This is a genomic window from Streptomyces sp. NPDC002144 (genome assembly GCF_053593695.1).
The window spans coordinates 12606-33988 of record NZ_JBSFDB010000048.1 but is presented as its reverse complement, the minus strand read 5'-3'; the positions used below and the strand labels follow the sequence as shown (position 1 = coordinate 33988).

Genomic DNA, 21383 nt, shown 5'->3' with positions numbered 1-21383 from the left:
GAGGCAGGCGAATGGACTACGCGGAGTACCGGGCCCATGACGCGGTCGGGCTGGCCGCCCTGGTGGCGACAGGGCAGGTGACGGCGGCTGAACTGCTGGAGAGCGCCATCGCGCGGGCCGAGGCCGTGAACCCGGCTCTGAACGCGATCGTCACCCCGATGTACGAGCCGGCGCGCGAGCAGTCCACGCGGAGACTGTCGGGGCCATTTGCCGGAGTGCCCTTCCTCATCAAGGACCTGTTGCAGGACTACGCGGGGCTGCCGACAGGCAGCGGGAACCGGGCGCTTGGCTCGCTGCCCGCCACCGAGCACGCCGAAGTGGTGCGGCGTTGGCTGGGCGCCGGATTCGTGATCTTCGGCAAGACCAACACGCCGGAGTTCGGCGCCAAGGGCATCACCGAGCCCGAGGCCGGCGGCGCCACACGCAATCCCTGGGACCGGTCCCGTACCCCGGGCGGTTCCTCCGGAGGCTCGGCAGCCGCGGTCGCCGCCGGCATCGTCCCGGCCGCGGGCGCCAACGACGGCGGCGGCTCCATCCGCATTCCGGCGGCCTGCTGCGGGCTGCTCGGCCTCAAGCCGGGCCGCGGCCTCGTCCCCGCCGGCCCGCACGCCGCCGAACACCTCCATGGCGCGGCGGTCAACGGCGTGGTCTCACGCACCGTACGGGACACGGCGGCGCTGCTCGACGTGCTCACCGCCGCCCCCGATCCCGGCGGACCCTACCCCGCCCCCGCCAGGCCCGAAGCCGGATACGCGGAACTGGCCCGGCGTGCACCACGGCGCCTGCGGATCGGCTTCGCCACCCAATCCCCGCTCGGCACCCCCGTATCGCCGCACGCCGTGGCCGCCGTCGAGGAGGCCGCCCAACTCCTCGAAGGGCTCGGCCACACGCTCGAACCCGCCCGCACCGGTATCGACGAGCGGCAACTCGCCTTCGACTTCCTGGCCATGTGGTCCGCCTCGCTCGCCGCCACCGTCGACGAGGTCCGGGCCGCGACCGGGGCCAGGCGTTCCGGCTTCGAACTCGACACCCACCTGGTAGCCGCGGCCGGCCGCGTCCAGCGCGCGAACGACTACATCACCACGCACAACCGGTGGAACACCTACAACCGCCAACTCGCCGCCTACCACCAGGACTACGACCTGCTACTCACCCCCACCCTGGCCCGCCCGCCGATCCGCATCGGGGAACTCGACACCCCGCCCCTGCTGCGGGTGCTGGGCCGCGTGGCCCTCTCCCTCGGGCTGGCCGGGCGACTGAGCAGAACCACACAGTGGAAGGAGGCCGTCATCGCCAACCTCGAACCCGTGCCCTTCACCCAGCTCGCGAACATCACCGGGCGCCCCGCGATCAGTGTGCCCACGTATCGCACCCCTGAGGGCCTGCCGCTCGGTGTCCAGTTCGTCGGCCCGCTCAGCAGCGAGGCACTGCTGCTGTCACTGGCCGCACAACTCGAAGACGCCCACCCCTGGGCACATCTGGAGCCGCCACTCGACGATGACCAGTAGCCCGTCCCGTGCGTGCCGGGCCGCTGCCATGCCGCTGGGCGGGGGATCGGCTCGCAGCACGGTGACAGTCATCGTCCAGCCGCCCGATTTTCCCTGCCCAGCCCTCGACGACGGAGTGTGGTCCCCCCTACTCAGTCGACTGCGGTTGAGGGCCGAAGAGCAGGTCAGTGGGCCTCGGACCGGGCTTTGATGGCTGTGATCAGGAGGTCCACCAGCAGCGCGAAGCTGTCGGGCGAGTCCAGTGGCGGGATGTGGTCGACGGTGGCCGCGAGGTTCGGGTATGCCTCGGCGGGCAGTCTGCGGTAGTCGACGTGCCAAGCGAGCAGGTCGGCGTCGCGGGTGGGGGCGTCCAGGGCGTGCAGGGCGGCGTCCATGCTGGAGTAGGCCAGGACCGCGTCGGCGAAGACCCGGTAGCAGCGGGCGGCCTCCACCTCGTCGAGGCCGGCTCGGCGCATACAGCCGAGGATATGCTCGACGACCTCGAACTCGTGCTGCCGCCGTGCTGTGCGCGCGGCCACCAGCTGGCCGACCTGCGGATGGGCCAGGAAGGCGGCGTGGATCCGGCCGGCCACGGCGCGCAGGTCCGCGGTCCAGTCGTCGGTGACCGGAAGCCCGCCCGCGGTGGTCTGGGCGTGCAGGGCGTCGACGAGCGCGAGCAGCAACTCGTCCTTGTCCCTGAAGTGCCGGTAGATCGCGGTCGGATGAGCCTCCAGCTCACGGCCGAGCGCCTCGAAGGTGAGCGCGTCCATGCCGTCCCGGTCGGCGATCCGGAGGGCGACCTCGGTGATGGCCTGCTGGTTGAGACTGCCCCGTGGCCGTCGGGGCCTGCGCTGCGGCGTGGCCGCCATCAAGGGGATTCCTCTCTGCGTGCGTGCGGTCGGTTCCGCGCCGACCCGGGGCTGACCGCCCCCTTGGATGTTACGTGCCGTCTTCTCCTCGGTTTACCTCTCGTTTCACGTAGCCCATGCCATTGACTATCTCGTTGACTTGCTCTCACACTGAGGCACCTTCCCCGGGGCCCTTCACCCAGATCCTCATCCCCGGAAGCCCCGTCCCTGCTCTCGCCAGGAGGGCCCAGCATGCCCACCCCCGCTCCGTCCCCCGCCACACCTGCGACCGATCAGGCCGGCGCCCCCGCCGCCGCGGCCTCCGGCATCGAGGTCCACTCGGTCGACTGGATCCCCGCCGCCGAACGCCACGGCACCCCCGCGCACCTCGGCGCTCTGTGGTTCGTCGGCAACATCAACCTCACAGCGATGGCCACCGGTGTGGTGGCCCTCAGCATCGGCGCCGGACTGATGTGGACCCTGATCGCCACCGTGCTCGGTTCGCTCTTCGGCACCTTCTTCATGGCCTTCCACTCCGCCCAGGGACCTCAGCTGGGGCTGCCCCAACTCGTCCAGTCCAGAGCCCAGTTCGGCTACCTGGGCGCGGCGCTGACCGTGTGGGTCTTCGCCCTGGTCAACTACGTCGCCTACAACACCTCCGACGCGATCCTGTCCGGCGATGCCCTGCACACCCTGTTCGGCCTGGGCGAGAGTTACGGCTACTTCATCGCCGCCTCCGTGGCCGCGGTGATCGCGCTGTACGGCTACCGCTGGATCCACCGGGTGAGCCGGTGGCTGACCTGGCCACTGGTCGGCGTGATGGTTCTGGTCACGGTCGCCGCGCTCGCCGACCGGAGCCTGACGGCCGACACGTTCGCCTTCGGCGGCTTCAAGGCCGGCCCCGTCATGACCGTCTTCGTGATCGTCGCGGGCTTCCAGCTCGGCTGGGCCCCCTACGTTTCCGACTACTCCCGTTACCTGCCCGCCCGGGTCGGGGTACGGTCCACCTTCTGGTGGACGTACCTGCCCAGCGCGCTGTCCGCGATCTGGGTCTTCGCCATCGGAGCCGTGGCCTCGGCCGCCCACCCAAAGGCCACCCCCGTGGCCGCGTTCAAGCAGATGGCCGACAGCCTGGTCGGCGGGCTCGGCTGGTTCGTGGTCGCGGCGCTTCTGCTCGGCCTGCTGTCGGTGATGGCGATCAACCAGTACGGCGGCATGATGTCGATCGTCTCCATCTGGGACAGCTTCAAGCCGGTGCGGCCGACCCGGACCATACGCGCCGTCTGCATCGCCGTGATGTTCGTCCTGGTGTGGGGTGTGGCCCAGTTCGTCGGTGTGGACCGGTTCAACTCCTTCTACGGAAATGTACTGATCTTCCTCGCGTACCTGTTCACACCGTGGACCGCGATCAATCTGGTGGACTACTTCTTCGTCCGTCGCGGCGCCTACTCGATCCGGGAGATCTTCAACCCCCGGGGCATGTACGGCCGCTGGGGATGGCGCGGCAACCTGGCCTATCTCATCGCCCTCGCAGCGATGATCCCGTTCGTCGTCACCACCCCGTTCACCGGCTTCGCCGCCTCGGCGCTGGATGGCGTCGACTGCACCATGTTCGTCGGCCTGCCCGTGGCCGGCCTGAGCTACCTGCTGTTGTGCCGTTCGCTCGACCTTCCCGCAGAGCGGCGCGTCGTCGAAGAGGAAGGTGTGCTCGACCTTGCGCACTGACGCGGCCGACCTCGTCATCACCGGTGCCCGGGCCCGCCTCTCGGCGGGCCGCTGGGCCTCGGCCCTGGCCGTGCGGGGTGGGCGGATCGCCGCCGTCGGCGACGACACGGACGTCCTCGCGCTGGCCGGACCCGGCACAAAACGGGTGCACGCACCCGGCGGCCTGCTCCTGCCCGGCTTCCAGGACGCCCACGTCCACGCCCCCTTCGCCGGGCGCAACCTGCTGCGCCTGTGGCTCAATGACCTGGTGGGACGCGAGGCATACCTGGCCGCCATCGCCGCCTACGCCCGGGCCAACCCCGACGAGCCGTGGATCGTCGGCGGCGGCTGGGCCATGGAGCACTTCCCCGGCGGCACCCCACGCAGAGAGGACCTGGACGCGGTAGTCCCCGACCGTCCCGTCTTCCTCTTCAACCGGGACGTGCACGGTGCCTGGGTCAACTCCCGTGCCCTGGAGCTCGCCGGAATCGACCGCCGCACCCCCGACCCCGTCGACGGCCGCATCGAGCGCGACCCCGTCACCGGCGACCCCATCGGCACCCTGCACGAGGGCGCCGCCTACACCTACAACGACACCCACGTCCCGCTCCCCGGCCAGGCGGAATGGGAAGCCGCGATCCTCACGGCCCAGAGCCATCTGCACGCCCTCGGCATCACCGGCTGGCAGGACGCCTGGGTCACCCCCGCCACCCAGCAGGCGTACGAGTCCCTCGCCGCCGGCGGACGCCTGACCGCCCGGGTGGTCGGCGCGCTGTGGTGGGACCGGCACCGGGGTCTGGAGCAGATCGACGACCTGCTGGCCCGGCGGGAGCGTGGGCTCGCCGTCACGTCACCGGGTGCGCACCTGGGCTCGGGCTTCCACCCGACCACCGTGAAGATCATGACGGACGGAGTGCTGGAGAACCGCACCGGCGCGCTCCTGGAGCCGTACTGCGACGGCTGCGGCGGGCACGGCGACCATCACGGGCTCTCCTACATCGACCCGGAACTGCTCGCCGCGGCTCTCGTCGAGCTGGACGGTCACGGTTTCCAGGTGCACCAGCACGCCATCGGCGACCGCGCGGTCCGCAACGCGCTCGATGCGGTGGCCGCCGCCCGCGCCGCCAACGGCGCCGGCGACCGACGCCACCACATCGCCCACCTGCAACTGATCCACCCCGACGACATCACGCGCCTCGCCCAACTGGACGTCGTCGCCAACCTCCAGGCGTTCTGGGCCATGAGCGAACCCCAGATGGACGACCTGACGGTGCCGGGCATCGGCCCCGAGCGGGCACGGCGGCAATACCCCTTCGCGGACCTGCTGGCCTGCGGCACCCGCCTGGCCATGGGCAGCGACTGGGCGGTCACCACCGCCGATCCGCTGCGTCAACTGGAGGTCGCGATCACCCGCACCGACCCCGGCAACCGTGGCAACGCGCCTTTCCTGCCCGAGCAGCGGCTGCCGCTCGATGCCGCCGTGGACGCCTTCACGGCGGGTTCGGCCTACGTCAACCACGACGGGCAGGCGGGTGACCTGGCGGTCGGCCGCCGCGCCGACCTGGTGCTGCTGGACCGCGACCTGTTCGCCCACGGCTTCGCCACACCGGACCGGGCGCCGCTGGCCGATGCCCAGGCCGTGCTCACGGTCGCCGCCGGGCAGGTCGTGCACGAGGCCGGTTGAACAGGCCCACCGGCACGGCCCGCCCCTGGAGCACCGCGGACACGTGAACACATTGCTGAACCTGTACGAGTACGCCCTGTCCTCTCCCACCACCTACACCGACCCCACCGGCAACAACCCCCTGATCGCTGCCTGCGTCATCGGCGGCCTCATCGACGGCGGCACGGACTGACTCACCCAGCGCCTGTCCGGACGCAAGGTCAACTGGGGCCAGGTCGGCCAGTCCGCCGTCATCGGCTGCCTGTCCGGCATGCTCGGCGAAGGCCTCGGCGCCCTGGCAGAGGGCCGGCTCGGCTCCAAACTGGGCAGCTGCGCCTTCCCCAACAGCTTCACCGGCGATACCCCCGTGCTGATGGCCGACGGCACCCGCAAGGCCATCAAGGACGTCGACGTCGGCGACACCGTGCTCGCCACCGACCCGGACACCGGCGACAGCGGCCCGCACACAGTCACCGCCCTGGTCAAAGGCAGCGGCGACAAACACCTCATCGACATCACCCTCGACACCGACGGCCCAACAGGCACCAAGACCAGCACCCTCACCGCCACGGATGGCCATCCCTTCTGGGTTCCCGAGCTTCACCGGTGGATCAACGCCGGCGAGCTCACCGCAGGACAGTGGCTGCAGACGAGCGCCGGCACCTGGGTACAGATCACCGCCCTGCGCCGGCACACCGAACACACCACGGTCTACAACCTCACCGTCGACCGCCTGCACACCTACTATGTGATCGCAGGCACGACGTCTGTTCTCGTCCACAACTGCGGCGTCGACCCGGCCGCGATCAAGCCGGACTTCACCACAGGAGCGATTCCGCAACGCCGACGGAACCTGGACCATCCCTGAGGACTCCCCGCTGTATCGGCCGCCCGGGACGGACCGGGTCGGGCAGGGACGCTTCGAGGGCCGCATCGAAATCGATGAGAAGGGTCCCAAGACCCGTACGGGCGAGGCGACCGAGGCCTTCGCACGTTTCGTTGACAAGCTGCCCGACATGCACTTGCCCGGGCACTTCCCCGGAGGCGGCTGATACGCGAGTTGGGAGCTTGGATGGACGCGCGTTCCGCAATCGAGGACCTGAGGCGCCGTGCCGCAGCAGGAGAGACGCTGGAGGCCCTCTCCCACGCGGCACTCGCTGTCCTCGGCCGGCCGGCCGCGGCAGTTGGGGGTGTGGCGTTCGACGACGAGGCCCGGCAGATGGCGCTCCGCCTTACCAGCCGCACCATGATCCACGGCGGCCGGACCGCCGGGGAGGAACGACTGCGCGGTGCCCGGTACCTGGCCGGATCTCTGCACGTACTGGCCGACGGCGGCGTCCATATGATCACGCCCGATGAGCGGCAGGCCGAGGAAGAGGGAAAGCTCGCCGCGGCCGTCTACAGCCCCCTGGGCATCACGGTCAGCGTGCTGCACGAGGGCATGGACGAAGCAGAGCGCAGCGCGGCTTACAGCGCCGACGTCACTGTGGGGACCTACCGGCGCTTCGCCCTGGACCTTCTGCATGACCGGCAGGCCCAAACGCCGTATGACCGCATCAGCCGGGGCGTGTCCGCAACGGTGGTGACGGATCCGGGACACGTGCTGATCGCCCCGATCGCCGAGCCGTCGATGCTGCTGGAAGACGACGCCTCCCCGGCAGACGCGCTACGCACGGCAGCCCGCCTGGCCGCCACATTGGACAAGGGCCAGGACTACGCCATCGACACAGAACGTGCTCTGGTACGGCTGACATCGCAAGGACGCAAGCGTGTGCACGACGCCTTCGGCGTCACCGATACCGCGAGTATGCAGACCCTGCTGCTGGAAAAGCGCATCGCGCAGGCGCTCGCCGCGGCGAACTGCTACACGCGGGGCAGGGATTACGACCTTGCCCACGGCACCGTCACTCCCCTGCCCTCCGGGGCCCTGCCCGGTGGGGTGCGCCTGCGCGGGGGACTGCTCCAGGCGATCGAGACCAAGGAAGGCGTGACGGTCACCGACACCCAGTGGATCACAGCGACGATCTCGGTCTTCGAATACGTCCGGCGCTACTCCCATGTGGGCGGCACATCGCTCGCCCCACTGATGTTCACCACCGAACTCGAGGAGCTTTTCAACCTTACGGTGTGGGACCGCCGCGAGGCCGATGAACTGCGCACCCAACAGCAGCACGCGCCGCAGATGGCCGCCTACCTGGCGCTGAACCGTCAGATCGCCCAGTGGAGCCGGCTCGGCGCACAGCAGCGCACCGAACTGTATGGCCTGCGCGAGCGCAGCTGGCAACCAGACGAGCTGCAGACCCTGCTGCATCGCCTGGTCGACGCCGCCGTGACACAGGCCATCGGCGACCACAACGGTGATCTCCCCCAACTGCGCCGTTCCCTCGGCGCGCTGGCTACCGACCTCTTGCTCGAGCAGCCGACCGGCGGCGGGGATACGCAAACGATCGCAGACCAGGCCCGGATCAGAGCGCGCGCCGTCTGCGATGACCATCTGACGACAGATCCCGACAGGCAGCGCCGGGCCCTTCACTCCGCACTCGATCAGGCAGCCGTCTATCAGGCCCAGGCCGAGATGCACTACCGCGACCTGTACTGGCCCGATCACCTCGCGCCGTTTGAGGAAGCACTGAGCGCGGTCTACGACAACATCCGCACCGACGTCGAGCGTGCGGTAGCCCGCCAAGCCCTGCACCCCGCCTGACGGACAGGCCCCCTCACCGCTTCCCACGGTCCCAACCCCCGAAGGGCTTCCGGCCGACGATGAGCAGCAGACGCACGATCCTGACGACCTCACTTGCCACCGCCCTCGGCATAGGCGGTCTGGGCGCCGTCGGTGCCGCCGTACTCAAAGACGAACCCACCCCCAAGACGTCGACGCCCGCGCCTCTGCGCGGGGCGGCCCCCTTGCCGTATGCGCAGGTCATCTCGCTGGATCTGGACGTCAGCGAAAAGCACCGTATCGACGCGCTCAGGACCGTACACCGGCGGGTCGCAGCCATCGACGGAGCAAAGACGGCCGCCTGGATGGCGCTCGGTGCGGCCGGTCTGCCCGGCGGTGTTGACGCACCGAGCCAGCTCAAAGGCATGCCCTCCTTCACCGGCGACGTACTCCAGCCCTCCCACTCACACGGTGACCTTCTGCTGCAGGTCACCGGGACCTCGACCCGTGCGGTCAAGGAAGCCGCCGACCAGACGCTGCACGCCTTGCCGCAATGGAACGTGCGGTGGTGCCTGGCCGGCCACCGCCCCGAAAACCGCACCGAACACGGCCGGGGACTGGCCCGCAATCCGTTCCACTTCACCGAGGGATACGGCAACCCCGCCACCGCACCCGAAATCACCCGCCGTGCGATCATCACCGCCGACCAGAACGAGCCGGCCTGGACAGTCGGCGGCAGCTACCAAGTCATCCGCATCATCCAACTCGCCACCGGCTTCTGGGACAAAGAAACCATCCACGAACAGGAACGCATCATCGGCCGCCGACAAGACGGCCGCTGGCTCGACGGCACCCCAAACGACGAACGAGCAGCCTTTACCTCAGACCCCGACGGCAAGATCACACCCCTCGACGCACACGTACGCAGAGCAGCCCCCGACCGGCGCCATCCCCCACCCCTGGTCCGCCGCGGCTACAACTACCACCACAGAACCGACGACCAAGGACTGATCTTCTCCTGCTTCCAACACGACCTCGCCCAGGGCTTCGAAGCCGTGCAGAGAGGGCTGCAGGGCGAAGCCATGGCCAAATACACCCTCACCATCGGTGGCGGATACTTCTTCGTCCCCCCACCCGGCGACACCTGGCTCCACGCACTGGCCTGACAACCACCCTGCGACGTCATGTCAGGGCAGCACAAACAGCCTTGGCCTCTTATCCACGGGGACGATCGCCCAGTCGAAGGCTCCACGGAGCATCCCACCAAACGGCAACCGCCTCCGCCCGCCACCACCCCAGCTCACCCGCCCATCTGGGGTACCCAGCAACCAGCCACACGGGATCCGTCCGGGGACGCCTCCACGCGTACGACGCGGCGATGCAAGCCACACGCCCCTCACCCTGGTCCTCTCCCACCGCAATGGCCTCTCAGCTGAAAGCTCACCCTCGCCCGACACAGGGGTGGTCGGTTCACGCCAGGAGAGTCCAGCGCCAGTGAACCGGCACAGCCGGCGGCGTCGAAGCCGTCCAAGGCGCTGTTCACCCCGCCGCTGTTCACCTCGTCTGCGCGGGCCGTCGAGGGCACACGGCGGTGGACCACCGGCCATGTCTCGTTCATGAACGTGCGCCACGGACCGCTCTCGGGCGGCGTGGCCCACTGAGGACAGGTCCACGGCGGCATGCGGTCGCCGACGACATCCCGGCCATGCGGTGTTCCTCGTCTGCAAAGAGGCGTCGCCCCGCCCCGGCATGGCTGAACGTTCTCGCGCCGGCTGCCCGACGCTGCCGAAGAGCACCCCTGTCGGCCTCCTCGCCTCAGTTGACCAGCCGGTCCGGAGCCGGCGGAGGGCCGCTCGCGGGCGGTCTTGGATGTGAAAGTCGTGCGTAGATGTGTATAGGCCATGTAATCGCGCGCTGCCCTGGCGGTGTTTCTGTTTGCTATGAGAGCGTTTCCATCGTCGTCGGGATGTGGGCGGTCAAGTGGAATCCGGCATGCGTCGGAGCACTCGCACTGGAGATGGCCTTTACTTTTCCGACATAGGCAATTAACAGCCGCGCTCCCGCAGGTGTGTAGATCCCGTGTATAACTTCGTACTGTCCGAATTTGGGCGACGGGCACCAAGGGGGGCGTCTCTTCGCTTGGCGTAGTACTGACAGGGGGTTTGGGGGGCATCGGCGGCGCCGTCTCGCGCCGTCGCATCATCGGCAGCACGCCTGGGAGGCGTGTCGATGCCGCAATGTCTCGGTAAATTTACCGTCAATGGCGCTCGCCGCGCGGCTGGCGCTGTTCTTCACCGTATTTCGCGCGGGGTGGTGTTTTCCCTTCCCTGTCGCCGAATCTCTGCATTCCGCTTCCGTGTTCGGCGTGCCCGCAGGCGCCCGAATCCGAATAGGAGAATGATTCAATGGCCAGGATCTTCATCGTCGGTTCCGGAGTTGTCGGAACAGCCACTGGCAAGGGGTTTCTCCACGCCGGCCATCAGGTGACCTTTATCGACGTGGCGCCGCAGCGCCTGGACTACCTGCGCTCCCAGGGGCTGGACGCGCGTGCCGAACTGGACCTCAGCGCCGAGCCGGACGCGTTCGTCTTCCTCACGCTGCCCACGCCCAACGTCGGCCACCGCTACGACCTGTCCGCGTTCGAGGCGGGCACCGCCTCCGTGGGTGACGCGCTGGCCGACGCCGCAGGTACGCACATCGTCGTGGTCCGCTCCACCGTCCCGCCGGGCACGGCCGAGGGCCTTGTGCAGCCGCTGCTGGAGAAGCACTCAGGGAAAACCGCCGGCGAGGGCTTCTCACTCGCCAGTAACCCGGAGTTCCTCCGCGCGGCCACCGCGGTCGAGGACTTCCGCCACCCGTGGATGACCGTCATCGCCTCGCGCAGCGTACGCACCCGGGAGCGACTGGCCGAGTTGCTGGCGCCCTTCGGCGGTGAGACACGCGTCTTCTCGAACCCCGCCGAGGCCGAGTTCGTCAAGTGCGCCCACAACATCTACAACGCCACGAAGATCAGCTTCTGGAACGAGATGTGGCTGGTGGGTCAGCACCTCGGTCTGGACCTCGACCCGATCGCCCAGACCGTGGCCCGCTCGGCGGAGGCCTCGTACAACCCGTACTACGGCATCCGGGGCGGCGCCCCGTACGGCGGTGTCTGCCTACCGAAGGACACCCAGGGGTTCCTCGGCCTCGCCGCGTCGATCGGCGTCGACATGCCGCTGCTCAAAGCGGTCGTCACCGTGAACGACAAGCTCGCCGAGGTGGCCGAACTGGAGACCGAGGCCCTGACCGCCTAGGCCCGGCGGCCGGCGCAGCCCGACACGGTTCCGCGCCGGCCCACCCCGTGGGCCGGCCGGTCCGGGCCGGATCCCGGCCGCCGGGCATCTCTCTCCGCTGCCGCGCCGCACGGCGCGACGGCGGAGGCTGTCAGACACCTGTGGACCCAACGAGAACAGGCCCATGAGCGGACTATTCGACACCACCCTGCTGGACTTCCGGTACTACCTCGTCTACCTGCCGCTGGGCATACTCGGCCTGGTCCGCTGGGCCTGCTGGCTCGTGCGGCGGGCACCCGCGGCTCTCTACCAGCCCGTGAAGAACGACCACTTCCTCCCGCTCGGCATCGTCGTGCCGGTGTACCAGGAGGATCCGGAGATCTTCGCCCACGCGATCGAGTCGTGGCTGGCGAACGAGGTGGCCGAGGTCGTCCTGGTCATCGACGTCACCGACCAGGCCTGTCAGGACATCGCGGCGCGCTATCCCGTGACCGTCGTCGTCACCGACGTGCCCGGCAAACGCGACGCCCTGCGCAAGGGGTGGGAGGCATGCTCCGCCGACCTGGTGGCGCTGGTCGACTCGGACACCATCTGGGCGGACAACGTCGCCCGGGAAGTCTGCAAGCCCTTCGCCGACCCCAGGATCGGCGGGGTGGGGACCCGGCAGAACGTCTACAACCCCAAGGGGTTCCTGCAGCGGGTCAACGACATGTACCTGGACTACCGGTACTTCGACGAGAACGCGGCGCAAACCGTCATGGGCCGCGCCGTCTCGTGCCTGTCCGGACGCACCGCCGTCTACCGGCGCGAACTGCTGCTGGAGATATCCGACGACTTCATGGCGGAGACGTTCCTGGGCGTTCCCTGCATGTCGGGCGACGACAAGCGGCTGACCACTCTGATTCTGGAGCGCGGCCACCTCACCTACATGCAGCGCTCCGCCCGCGTCTGGTCGACCTTCCCCGGCACGCTGCGGATCTTCCTCAAGCAGCGGCTCCGCTGGGCCCGCAACACCTGGCGCTCCGACTTGAGGGCGCTGTCACGCCGCTGGGTCTGGCGGCACCCCTTCCTCGCCTACACCATGATCGACAAGGGGGTCAGCAGCTTCACCCTGCTGTTCTCGCCCTTCTTCATGACCTGGGCGATCATCCGGCACGACTGGTTCTTCGTCGCCTGCCTGGCCGGCTGGTGGTGGGTGAGCCGGTCGATGAAGATCCTTCCGCACCTGGTGCGCAAGCCGTCGTCGTTCTTCCTGGTGCCCGGCTTCGTCCTGGTCTCGTTCATGATGGCGGTCGTCAAGCTCTGCGCGCTCGCCACCATCCGCAAGCAGCGCTGGCTGACCCGGCAGGTCTCGGTGGAGAACGGCGTCGTGGTCAGGACCGCCCAGCCCGCCGGAGCGGAGGCCGCGGCATGAGACACGCCACCCGCGTCGCACGCGCCGCCCTCGCCGCCCTCGCCCTGCTGGCCGCCGTCGCACCCGCCGCCCACGCCGCAGGCGGCACCGGGGGCGACCCGGACGTCGCCGCCTGGCAGCGCAGCGGACGCCCGGACCGGCTCATGGTGATCAGGCCCGGCACCGTCGCCCTGGTCAGTCACGGCTCCGTGGTGAAACGCCTGTACCCGCAGTACGGACCGCTCCCGCTGAGCTGGCTGGCCGCAAACGCGGGCGGGGAGTGGATCGGTTACGCACCAGTGAAGGCGGGCGGGTCCAAGACCGTGCGGATCAACACGGCCGTGCTGCTCGCTCCCGGCGCCACCCTGCAGATGGGCCGCCGCACGCCCACCGTGCTGATGACCGCCGGGAAGACCGCCGCGTCCGGCACCTGGATCCGCGGCAGCCGGGCCACCCTCGACATCGACGGTGTCACCCTGGCCTCCGCGGCCGCGGACGGGCCCGCCCCGGCCCCCGCTGACCTGGCCGGACGCCCGTACCTTGCCATGGGGGCGGGGGGCCGCATGACGATCGACGACGCGGAAGTGACCGGCCTCGGCCGCGCCGACGCCCCGGCCCGGGAGTCCGGGGTCACCTGGGGGCGGGCCGCCACCGGCTCCGCCACCGGCTCCACGTTCCAGGGCGACCGCACCGGCCTGCGACTGACCAGGTCGACCGGCGTGAAACTCGACAACGTCACCGTCAAGGGTGCCGTCCAGGACGGCGTCGTCCTGGACGGCGACCGGGGCACCACCGTGCGCGGGCTGACCGTCGAGGGCAGCGGCGGCAACGGTGTGACGGTCGGCGGCACCGACCGCCGCAGTCTGTCCGACGTCACCACCAGCGACAGCCACGGCACCGGCATCAAAGCCACCGCCCAGCACGGCCTGACGCTCACGGCAACCGCATCGCACCACGACGCCGGCGGCGGTGTCCGGCTGATCTCCTGCGTCTCCTGCGCCCTCGACAAAACCGTGGTGGACGGCGCGCCCTCCGCGATCAGCATCTCCGGCCAGGGCGCCCGGGTGACCGTACGCGATGCCCGACTCACCGGGGGCGCGGACGGCGCCGGGGTGACGCTCGCCCCGGACATCACCGGTGCCACCGTCACCGGTGGCACGATCAGCGGATTCGACCGGGGCATAGCGATCGGCGGGCCCGACGTCCGGGTGGACGGCACCACCGTCAGCGGCGCCGGCACCGGCGTCACGATCTACGGGCACGCGAGCAATGCCGCGTTGAACTCCGTCGTCGTCCACGGCGGCCGGGACGGAGTCACCGCCTCCGACGCCACCAGAGGCGTCGTCCTGACCGGCGTTCGGATCAGCGGCGTTTCCGGCAAGGGCCTGGCCTCGGCGTCCACGGGGCTGACGGTCAGCGGAGGGTCGGTCAGCGGCGCCCTCACGGCCGTCGACCTCGGCGCCTCCGCCCGGCTGGAGAAGCTGACCGTCAGCGATGCCCGGCGCGGAATGCACCTGGCCTCCGGCGTGCACGCCGACGCCCAGGGCCTGGACATTCTCGCCGAGCGCAAGGGAATCCAGGCGGACGCGGGTGCGTGGATCAGCATCACGGACTCGCGGGTGAGGGCCCCCACCGCCCTGTCCGGGAAGGGCACGATCAAGCGGCTCGGGCACACGGAGGTGACCCTCCCGCCGTTCCCCTGGCTCGGGTTCGCGGCGCTGGTCGCCCTCACCCTCGCCGTTCTGCTCCAGACCATCCACCAGGTCCGCCACCGCAGGACACCGCGGCCCCTGGTTGCGGCCCACGTGCGGAACACCGCGTGACCCGGGTGCGGGCCGCCCCCGGGGACGGGGAGACACCGCTCACCGGGCCACCCGCCCGCCCCCGAACCGCCGAAGCTCCTGCCGCGCCCGCCGACGCACACCTGCCCGGCCCCGCCCGGCTCCTCGGCAGGCAGCTGAGGCACCGGCCCGCTCCCGGCCGGCAATCGCACCACCCAATCGGATACAGCGCGCACCACCGGACGGCCGGAGGACTCCCCGGAACGAGCCCTGCCCCCGCCCGTCCTCATCGCCAACAACGCCTCCGCAGTTCAGTGCCGAACGGCGGAGGACATGTACAGGAGTCCCCTATGAACGACCAACCGCTCAGACCGGGCGCGACCGCCCCGGCCGACCGGCCTCGCACGGGCCTCTCGCCCGCCCCTCTCTCCCAGTCGGCCACGAGCGTCGCCCCCGCGGGCCGCTCCGATCGCCGCCTCAGCGTCGCCCTCACCGTCCTCGGACTGCTGACCGGCCCCGTCGTGCTGTTCGCGGCACCGGCGCAGGCCGCCTCGTGCTCCGGCCAGGTCCGCTACGCCAGCAGCACCAACACGATCTACCTGACCTCCGGCACCGCGAGCCTGTCCGACATCGACGCGCTCTGCCCGTCTGCGCCCCTGGTGGAGACGGACCCGTCCACCAACACCTGGGAACTGAGCGCGGACCTGGTCGTCCAGAACGGCGCCACCCTCGACCTGCACGGCAGCTCCGTCGGCGGCGACGTCGACACCCTGCGGCTGCGCAGCCTGTCCGACAACGTCGCCACCCACGTCAGCGCCATCACCGCGCAGTACGGTCACATCGACATGGACACCGTCCACATCACCTCGTGGGACGACGCCACCGGCGCCCCGGACACGGACCCGTACCTGCCCGCGAACGCCCCCTCCGGTTCCCGGGCGCGCGCCTTCATCAGGGCCATCTCGTACCTGGACACCGACGGCACACCACGCGAGTCGCGGATGGACATCAAGGACAGCGACATCGGCTACCTCGGCTCCCACGACGCCGAGAGCTACGGCGTGTCGTACAAGGGCCGCGGCTGCGACTCCACCCACCTCGCCGTGTGCGCGGCGCTGAACGTCTACGGCTCGGAGACGGGCAGCCGGTTCCACAACAACTTCATGGGCACGTACACGTTCGACGCGTACGGCATGACCTTCACCGGCAACGAGTACGACCACAACGTCATGTACGGGCTCGACCCGCACGACGACTCCGACTACCTGACCATCACGCACAACCATTCGCACGACAACGGCGACCACGGGATCATCTGCTCGCAGCGGTGCGACCACCTGGAGATCGCCTACAACGAGGTCGACCACAACGGCATTCCGCCGTACCTTCCGGTCGGTGACGACGACCCGTCGGACAACCAGGTCCACGGCATCATGATCCACCGCGGGGTCACCGACAGCGTCATCGAGCACAACTACATCCACGACCAGCCCAACGGCGCCGGTATCGCCGTCTTCGACAGCAGCGGCGACACCATCCGCGACAACACCATCACCGGCTCCGAGTACGGACTGCGCTACAGCGTCGGCTCGACGAACATCACCACCACCGGCAACACGGTGAGCAACAGCAGCCAGTACGCCGTCTTCACCTACCAGGGCTCCGACATCCCGGCCTACACCAACAGCACCGGCCGGCCGAGCAACCTGACCTTCACCGGCAACACCTTCGACACGACCGCCAGCAACGCGGTCAAGCTGAACCAGACCGACGGCACGGTGTTCAGCAACAACACCTTCAGCGGCGCGTTCGCCTCCGGTGTGCTCACGCAGTGGACCACGGGGACGGTCTTCTCCGGCAACACCCTGCCCACGTCCCTCACCTACTCGGTGAAGGGCGACTCGACCACCCCGGGCACCATCACCTTCAAGGACGTCAAGCAGTCCACCAAGGTGACGGTGGACTCGGTCAGCTCGGCCAGGTTCATCGGCTCCGCGGGCACCGTCTACAAGGCGAGCGGCTTCCCGGCCGTCACCACCACGCTCGGCGCCCCCGGCGCGGGCGGCACGGCGACACTGACCGCGGCGACCGTCGGCACCTCCCAGGTGACCGTCACCCCGCAGTCCGTCGCGGTGGTCCCCGCGAGCGGCACCGCCACCGGCCGGGTGCCGACCGGCGCCGGGGCGTACGAGGTCCTGGTCGCGCCGTCCACCGCCGGCACCGACCTCGCCTTCACCGCGACCGGCCTCACCGCCGGCGCCCAGTACGCCCTCACCGCGGGCGGCACCACCCTCGCCACCGGCACCGCCTCCGCCGTCGGCACCCTCACCCTGCACACCGCGCCGGGCACCACCCAGGAGGTCGACTACCAGATCGTCAGCAGCGGCTGACCCGCGAAACGGCGGCAATGGGCACGGGAGACAGGAGCGGCGGCAGTGCGCAGACGGCAGTTCATCACGGCAACGGGAGCCATCATGATCGGTACGGGACTCGCCGCCTGCTCCTCCGACCCGGGCGGCAACTCCACCGCCCGGGAACCCACCCCGCTGAGCGCCAACCCGGCGGCCCTGGCCCGCTTCTTCGGGTCCGGGCTGACGGTACGGTCCGGCGGCTCGTTCGGCCTCGACCGCGCCGAACTGCTGCCGGACAGCGATCCCGTGCTGGGCCGGCTGCTGCGGGTGCGCTACCCGGCCCGCTCCGCGAGCCCGAGCGTGGCACGGCAGTACGGCCGCCCCCAGGGAGGGGCGCAGGTCTACCTGGAGCTCCGTACCGGCCCCGTCGACTCCCTCCACCTCCGCTACTACGTCCGCTTCCCCAACGACTTCGACTTCGTCAAGGGCGGCAAGCTGCCCGGCCTGTACGGCGGGACGGTGACCAGCGGCCGCCGGATCCCCGACGGCGAGGACGGACTGTCCACCCGCTACATGTGGCGGGCGCACGGCGCCGCCGAGGTCTACGCCTATCTGCCCACCTCGGTCGCCCACGGCACCTCGCTCGGCCGGGGCTCCTGGGACTGGCCGCTGGGCAGCTGGGTCTGCGTCGAACAGGCCGTACGCCTCAACCGGCCGGGCCGCCTCGACGGCAACGTGACCGTCCACGTCGACGGGCGGGAGGTGCTGAGCCAGAACGGGCTGGAGTTCCGTACCTCCGACCGGCTCGGCATCGACGGAGTGCTCTTCTCGACCTTCTTCGGCGGCAGCGACCCGAGTTGGGCGACACCGCGCGCGCAGCACGCCGACTTCGCGGCGTTCGCGGTGTCCGAGCAGCCGATCGACCCACTGCAAGGCGTCTGAACCCCACATCGCACAGGCTCGCATCCCACCAGAAGGGACCCCCATGACCATCACGCATGACACGGATCTCGCCATCACCGGCTGGGGCGGATCGCACGTCCGGCAGGCAGTGATCCTCGCCGGAGGACAGGCCAGCAGGCTGCGCCCGTACACCGACCACATACCCAAGGCCCTGGTGGAGGTGGCGGGCCGGCCCATCTTCGAGCACCAGGCGCACTGGCTGGCGGCCGAGGGCATCGAGGAGGTCGTCATCTCCTGCGGCTACAAAGCGGACGTACTGCGCGAGTTCGTCGCCACGAGGCGGCTGCCGCTGCATGTGCAGGTCGTCGTCGAGGACGAGCCGCTCGGCCGTGGCGGCGGCCTGAAGTACGCCGCCGGCCGCCTCCCGTTCCCCGCGGAGCGGTGGGCCGGCCTCAACGGCGACATCCTCACCCGCTTCTCGCTGCGCGACCTGGCGCGGGCCCACGTCGAGCGGAACGCGCTCGCCACGCTGGCGGTGACGCCGCTCAAGTCGCCGTACGGGATCGTGGAGATGACCCACTCCGACCGGGTGACGAGCTTCACCGAGGCACCGGTGCTGCCGCACTGGATCAACGCGGGGGTGTACCTGTTCGAGCCGGAGGTCACCGCGCTCCTGCCGGACCTGGGCGACCACGAGGACACCACGTTCCCCGAGCTGGCGCGTAAGGACCGGCTGTCGGCGTACCGAATCAACGGGTACTGGCGCGGCGTGGACAACGCCAAGGACCTGAAGACGGCGACGAAGGAGATCACGGGGTTCGGCTGGGTCCGGACGGTCACCGCCTAGTCGCCCCGACGGACCGTCCCGGACCGCCCCGACAACGAAAGGCTCTCCCGTGCCCGACTACTCCCACCTGGTCAAGGCCTACGACATCCGTGGCGAGGTCCCCGCACAGCTGAACTCCGACCTCGCCCGCAGGACCGGCGCCCTCTTCGTCCGGCTCACCGGCGCACCGCGGATCGTGGTCGCCCGCGACATGCGCGACAGCAGCCCGGAGCTGGCCGCCGCGTTCGCCGCGGGCGCGAACACGGCGGGGGCGGACGTCGTCGACGCCGGGCTCGGCTCGACCGACTACCTGTACTACGCCTCCGGCAGCCTCGACCTGCCCGGTGCGATGATCACCGCCAGCCACAACCCGGCCAAGGACAACGGCATCAAGCTGTGCCGTGCCGGAGCGGCGCCCATCGGCGAGAGCTCCGGGCTGGGGCGGATCCGGTCCTGGCTGGAGGCGGACGACATTCCGGCGCCTGCGGCCCGCCCCGGCACCACCACCTCCCGGAACCTGCTCGGCGACTACGCCGCCCACCTCAACGCCCTCGTCCCCCTCAAGGGCAACCGCCGCCTGACCGCGGTCGTGGACGCCGGCAACGGCATGGCCGGCCACACCATCCCGGCCGTCCTCGACGGCCTGCCCGTCGATATCGACGCCCTGTACTTCGAACTCGACGGCAGCTTCCCCCACCACGAGGCCAATCCCCTGGACCCGAAGAACCTCGTCGACCTGCAGGCCCGGGTCCGCGCCGTCGGCGCCGACATCGGCCTCGCCTTCGACGGCGACGCCGACCGGTGCTTCTTCGTCGACGAGCGCGGCGAGGCGGTGTCCCCCTCGGCCGTCGTCGGCCTGGTCGCCGCCCGCGAGCTGACCCGTCACCCCGGCTCGGCCGTCGTGCACAACGTGATCACCTCCGCGGCCGCCGTCGAGATCATCCGTGAGCTCGGCGGCACGCCGGTCCGCTCCCGGGTCGGCCACTCGTTCATGAAGGCCGCAATGGCCGAACACGACGCGGTCTTCGGCGGCGAGCACTCCGGCCACTACTACTTCCGGGACTTCTGGCGTGCCGACACCGGGATGCTCACCGCCCTGCACGTGCTGGCCGCCCTCGGCGAACAGGACCGCCCGCTGTCCGAGCTCGCCGCCGGCTACTCCCGCTACGCGGCCTCCGGTGAGATCAACTCCGTGGTCGCCGACGTGCCCGGCACCCTCGACCGGGTCGAAGCCGCCTACCGCGGGGAAGGGGTCACCACCGACCGGCTGGACGGGCTGACAGTGGACCTGAGCGACGGCCGCTGGTTCAACCTGCGGCCGTCGAACACCGAGCCCCTGCTGCGGCTGAACGTCGAGGCGCCCGTCCCGACGGCTGTCGACGCCCTGCGCCACGGGGTGCTCGCCCTCGTACGGTGCTCCTGAAGGGGCGTTTCTCGCTGTCGCCGACCATCAGCCCGAGGACTTCCCGGCCTCCGTCCTCGGTGATGCCAATCGACACCTTCAGGCCTCGTGCGGACCCGGCCCCTCAGCGGGCGTGCCGCCGACGACGTCACACGGCCGGGGGCGGCCCCTCGCCCAGGAAAGTCACAATCAGGCGCCCCTGGTCGTCCGCCAGCCGCTCTCCGCCCAGCCGCACCCGGCGTTCCTGCCCGTCGGGCCAGCACAGCCGGGCGTCCTGGCCCGATCGCATCGCGGCAGCAAGCCGTTCCGGCACACCCCGCAACAGCCCTCCCCACTGCGGAACCTCGGCCGGCGTCAGCTCACCCAGCTCCGCCTCGCCCGGGAGCTGGGTGTTCCCCACCAGCAGCACGACGGACAAGGAGAAGGGCGACACGTCTTCAACCTGCTCTGGCACCGGCCCATGCACGATGAGCCGCCCCGAAAACATCGATAGCCCCTGGTCTTGGGGTCAGGGAAGACCAAGGGCCACCTTGTTAGATTCTGTTAAACAGAAACCGAGGGGGACTCATGGTTGGCAGGCCGCGCACGGGACAGACCAAGGTCATGGGCTTCCGTCCGCCCAAGCCGCTGCGCGACGAGTTCGAGGCTCTGGCGGCCGCGGCAGACCGCACGCCCTCGGACGCGCTCATCGAGGCCATGCACGACTGGATCAAGAAGAAGCGGCGAGAGCACGACGTGACGCCGCAGCCCGAGAGAGGAGGGTCAGACCGTGCCGACCTGCGCTGACGGATCGTTGGTGCCACCGTTCACCATGCGCGGCCACAAAGCGAGTTGACGGCGCCATGAAGGACGTTGGTCCGCGTCGGCATGTGCTCGTTCCACTCCGCGCCGATGTGGGCACTCGCCTCGGCCTCGATCAGCTCCTGCACCATCCGCTCCGCGATGGCGCGGATGAGCTCGTTTCCGTCGGTCGAGCGTAGACACCTCAAGCAGCCGTATCAGCTCAGACTGGGACAAGGCCATCGTGCACTCCTCGTGGACTAGGCCACAAAGCGAGTTGGTCCTGCCGCCAGCATCGGCTTGCCTAGTGG

General features: G+C 70.0%; 19 protein-coding genes and 1 pseudogene. 16 read left to right on the top strand and 4 right to left on the bottom strand.

Annotated elements, in window-relative coordinates; all coding sequences use genetic code 11:
* Nucleotides 1–11 precede the first annotated feature (11 nt).
* Nucleotides 12–1508 carry an amidase gene (locus ACWCQ1_RS42160; protein ID WP_451028877.1) on the top strand — a complete coding sequence of 499 codons (1497 nt, stop codon included), beginning with the start codon at nt 12–14 and terminating at the stop codon, nt 1506–1508.
* A gap of 164 nt (nt 1509–1672) precedes the next feature.
* On the opposite strand, the gene ACWCQ1_RS42155 is transcribed toward ACWCQ1_RS42160, so the two are convergent.
* Complete coding sequence (locus tag ACWCQ1_RS42155) at nt 1673–2356, bottom strand: TetR/AcrR family transcriptional regulator (protein WP_451028876.1); 684 nt, start codon at nt 2354–2356, stop codon at nt 1673–1675.
* Nucleotides 2357–2587: 231 nt separating this feature from the next.
* Between ACWCQ1_RS42155 and ACWCQ1_RS42150 the strand changes: the two genes are divergently transcribed.
* The 6 genes from ACWCQ1_RS42150 to ACWCQ1_RS42125 all read left to right on the top strand — a co-directional run bounded on the left by ACWCQ1_RS42150 (nt 2588) and on the right by ACWCQ1_RS42125 (nt 9530).
* Nucleotides 2588–4060, top strand: coding sequence for a purine-cytosine permease family protein (locus ACWCQ1_RS42150; RefSeq protein ID WP_451028875.1), 1473 nt, complete (start codon nt 2588–2590; stop codon nt 4058–4060).
* Nucleotides 4050–5723, top strand: coding sequence for an amidohydrolase (locus ACWCQ1_RS42145; protein ID WP_451028874.1), 1674 nt, complete (start codon nt 4050–4052; stop codon nt 5721–5723). Before ACWCQ1_RS42150 ends, ACWCQ1_RS42145 begins: the two co-directional genes overlap by 11 nt.
* A 43-nt stretch (nt 5724–5766) precedes the next feature.
* Nucleotides 5767–5895, top strand: coding sequence for a hypothetical protein (locus tag ACWCQ1_RS42140; protein WP_451028873.1), 129 nt, complete (start codon nt 5767–5769; stop codon nt 5893–5895).
* Nucleotides 5896–5973: 78 nt separating this feature from the next.
* Nucleotides 5974–6570 carry a Hint domain-containing protein gene (locus ACWCQ1_RS42135; protein WP_451028872.1) on the top strand — a complete coding sequence of 199 codons (597 nt, stop codon included), beginning with the start codon at nt 5974–5976 and terminating at the stop codon, nt 6568–6570.
* Nucleotides 6571–6774: 204 nt separating this feature from the next.
* Nucleotides 6775–8406, top strand: coding sequence for a preprotein translocase subunit SecA (locus tag ACWCQ1_RS42130; protein WP_451028871.1), 1632 nt, complete (start codon nt 6775–6777; stop codon nt 8404–8406).
* Between the two features lie 59 nt (nt 8407–8465).
* On the top strand, nt 8466–9530 hold the full coding sequence (locus ACWCQ1_RS42125) for a Dyp-type peroxidase (RefSeq protein ID WP_451028870.1): 1065 nt from the start codon (nt 8466–8468) through the stop codon (nt 9528–9530).
* 1091 nt (nt 9531–10621) lie between these two features.
* Here the strand turns inward: ACWCQ1_RS42125 and ACWCQ1_RS42120 are convergent.
* Nucleotides 10622–10786, bottom strand: a complete 165-nt coding sequence (locus tag ACWCQ1_RS42120; RefSeq protein ID WP_165955215.1) for a hypothetical protein — start codon at nt 10784–10786, stop codon at nt 10622–10624.
* On the opposite strand from ACWCQ1_RS42120, the pseudogene ACWCQ1_RS42115 reads away from it, so the two are divergent.
* The 8 genes and pseudogenes from ACWCQ1_RS42115 to ACWCQ1_RS42080 all read left to right on the top strand — a co-directional run.
* A pseudogene (locus tag ACWCQ1_RS42115) lies at nt 10770–10859 on the top strand (hypothetical protein); the annotation flags it as partial. The gene ACWCQ1_RS42120 and the pseudogene ACWCQ1_RS42115 overlap by 17 nt on opposite strands.
* A 3-nt stretch (nt 10860–10862) precedes the next feature.
* Complete coding sequence (locus ACWCQ1_RS42110) at nt 10863–11657, top strand: hypothetical protein (RefSeq protein WP_451028896.1); 795 nt, start codon at nt 10863–10865, stop codon at nt 11655–11657.
* Nucleotides 11658–11820: 163 nt separating this feature from the next.
* Nucleotides 11821–13050, top strand: coding sequence for a glycosyltransferase (locus ACWCQ1_RS42105; protein WP_133049880.1), 1230 nt, complete (start codon nt 11821–11823; stop codon nt 13048–13050).
* Complete coding sequence (locus tag ACWCQ1_RS42100) at nt 13047–14852, top strand: right-handed parallel beta-helix repeat-containing protein (protein WP_451028869.1); 1806 nt, start codon at nt 13047–13049, stop codon at nt 14850–14852. The genes ACWCQ1_RS42105 and ACWCQ1_RS42100 overlap by 4 nt, the downstream gene beginning before the upstream one ends.
* A gap of 308 nt (nt 14853–15160) precedes the next feature.
* The gene (locus ACWCQ1_RS42095; protein WP_451028868.1) at nt 15161–17200 is read left to right on the top strand and encodes a right-handed parallel beta-helix repeat-containing protein; all 2040 of its coding nucleotides are present in this window, start codon (nt 15161–15163) and stop codon (nt 17198–17200) included.
* A gap of 84 nt (nt 17201–17284) precedes the next feature.
* Nucleotides 17285–18103 (top strand): polysaccharide lyase, encoded by an 819-nt coding sequence (locus ACWCQ1_RS42090; RefSeq protein ID WP_358608932.1) that lies wholly within the window; start codon nt 17285–17287, stop codon nt 18101–18103.
* Between the two features lie 43 nt (nt 18104–18146).
* Nucleotides 18147–18911, top strand: coding sequence for a nucleotidyltransferase family protein (locus tag ACWCQ1_RS42085; RefSeq protein WP_451028867.1), 765 nt, complete (start codon nt 18147–18149; stop codon nt 18909–18911).
* A 49-nt stretch (nt 18912–18960) separates the two neighbouring features.
* A complete protein-coding gene (locus ACWCQ1_RS42080) occupies nt 18961–20313 on the top strand; it encodes a phosphomannomutase/phosphoglucomutase (RefSeq protein ID WP_451028866.1) in 1353 nt (450 codons plus the stop codon).
* A gap of 127 nt (nt 20314–20440) precedes the next feature.
* Here the strand turns inward: ACWCQ1_RS42080 and ACWCQ1_RS42075 are convergent, their stop codons facing one another.
* Nucleotides 20441–20725, bottom strand: a complete 285-nt coding sequence (locus ACWCQ1_RS42075; RefSeq protein ID WP_451028865.1) for a hypothetical protein — start codon at nt 20723–20725, stop codon at nt 20441–20443.
* 134 nt (nt 20726–20859) lie between these two features.
* On the opposite strand from ACWCQ1_RS42075, the gene ACWCQ1_RS42070 reads away from it, so the two are divergent.
* Entirely contained in the window at nt 20860–21078 is a 219-nt protein-coding gene (locus tag ACWCQ1_RS42070; RefSeq protein ID WP_133049887.1) for a hypothetical protein, read from the top strand.
* 20 nt (nt 21079–21098) lie between these two features.
* Here ACWCQ1_RS42070 and ACWCQ1_RS42065 read toward each other — a convergent pair whose 3' ends face one another.
* A complete protein-coding gene (locus tag ACWCQ1_RS42065; RefSeq protein ID WP_451028864.1) occupies nt 21099–21224 on the bottom strand; it encodes a hypothetical protein in 126 nt (41 codons plus the stop codon).
* Nucleotides 21225–21383: the final 159 nt, after the last annotated feature.